Source organism: Sphingobacterium sp. UBA7625 (assembly GCF_002484085.1).
Taxonomy (GTDB): domain Bacteria; phylum Bacteroidota; class Bacteroidia; order Sphingobacteriales; family Sphingobacteriaceae; genus Sphingobacterium; species Sphingobacterium athyrii.
Genome location: NZ_DLJD01000047.1, coordinates 50,920 through 52,213, shown reverse-complemented (window position 1 = coordinate 52,213; position 1,294 = coordinate 50,920). Strand labels below are relative to the sequence as shown.

Annotated in this window: 1 pseudogene (cut by a window edge); it reads left to right on the top strand. The window is 42.5% G+C overall.

The annotated features are described in order from the left end of the window. Positions 1 to 1,294 (top strand): annotated as a pseudogene (dnaE, locus tag B4G94_RS19585) (DNA polymerase III subunit alpha); its annotated part reaches 2,859 nt to the left of the window's first position; the annotation flags it as partial.

Below are 1,294 nucleotides of genomic sequence, written 5' to 3'. Positions count from 1 at the left end.
GTAAAGCGATGGGTAAGAAGCAAAAGGCTGTACTTGATAAAATGAAGCCGAAGTTTGTTTCACAGGCTGAAGAGAAAGGACACAACGCGAAAGTACTGGAGAAAATCTGGACTGACTGGGAAGCTTTTGCCAGTTATGCCTTCAATAAATCCCACTCCACCTGTTATGCATGGGTGGCTTATCAGACCGCTTACTTAAAGGCGCATTTTCCGGCGGAATATATGGCAGCGGTACTTTCCAATAATATGAATGATATCAAGCAGGTGACATTCTTTANNTATTACGGTCAACGAACGTGGAGCGATTCGCTTTGGTATCGGTGCTGTCAAGGGAGTCGGTGCCGGTGCGGTGGATGCTATTGTGCAAACGAGAAAGTCTGGATTGTATAAATCTGTTTTTGATATGGCTAAGCGCATAGATCTACGTGCGGTCAATAAAAAAGCTTTTGAGAGTTTGGCGTATGCCGGTGGTTTTGATAGTTTCGAAAGTACACATCGTGCGCAGTATTTCCATGTCGAGGATAATTCAACAGGGATGGAAAAGGCGATTCGGTTTGGGCAACGCTATAAAGAAAATGAAAACTCGGCACAGGCAAGTTTGTTTGGTGCGGGTGAGGCTGCGGAGCTGCCGGAACCTGTGCTGGCGCCTTGCCCACAATGGGGATTGATCGAAAAGCTTAAATACGAAAAAGATGTTATTGGTATTTACCTGACTAGTCACCCCTTGGATACCTATCGGTTTGAAATTGAACATTTCTGCCATAATCCGGTGTCTGATCTGTCGTTGATCAATAAAGCTAAGGCTGCTGAGGTGGATGAGGAAACTCTGCTGGAGTTTAACCGTATTAAAAATAAAGAATTGGTTATCGGTGGAATTATAGCCTCGGCAAACCACCGGTTGACCAAAAATGGTAAGCCCTTTGCTTCATTTATAATCGAAGATTATAGTGACTCTTATGATATGGCGGTGTTTGGCGAAGAGTATGTGAAATTAAAAGGATATTTACAGGAAGGTTATTTTGTTCAATTGCGTGGGTTGGTTCAGGAGCGTTTTAGGCAGGTCGGAAATTGGGGCTTTGAGTTGAGAAGTGTGCAGTTGCTTTCAGAGCTTCGTGAAAAAATGGCAAAGAGTTTTACAATTAATATTCCTTTACCAAAGCTGAATGAAGAATTCTTGGATGGGATTAAAGAAATCTTAGCACAGAATGAGATTGAAGGTGTTGTGCCAAATTGTCAATTGAAATTTAAAATCTGGGATCCCCAAGATGAAATCTCTGTCGAAATGCCAGCTAAAA